Annotated in this window: 1 protein-coding gene; it reads left to right on the top strand. The window is 63.1% G+C overall.

Annotated features, from left to right (window positions below; all coding sequences use genetic code 11):
• Window positions 1-255, top strand: a 255-nt coding sequence (locus K6M89_RS30830) for an AAA family ATPase (RefSeq protein ID WP_222135297.1), incomplete at both ends; no start/stop codon positions are given.

Here is a 255-nt window from a genome sequence, read left to right as displayed (position 1 = left end):
GGGGGATCGGCAAGTCCACCACCTCCCAAAATACGCTCGCAGCGCTTGTCGACCTCGGGCAGAAGATCCTGATCGTCGGATGCGACCCGAAAGCCGACTCCACCCGGCTGATCCTGAACGCCAAAGCGCAGGACACGGTTCTGCATCTGGCAGCGCAGGAAGGTTCGGTGGAAGACCTTGAGCTCGAGGACGTGCTCAAGGCCGGCTACAAAGGCATCAAGTGCGTGGAGTCCGGCGGTCCGGAACCGGGCGTCG

Origin of the sequence: Rhizobium croatiense, from assembly GCF_019793465.1 — a bacterium.
Classification (GTDB): Bacteria; Pseudomonadota; Alphaproteobacteria; order Rhizobiales; family Rhizobiaceae; genus Rhizobium; species Rhizobium croatiense.
Note: the sequence above shows the minus strand (reverse complement) of the source record. Positions and strands in the feature narration are given on the sequence as shown.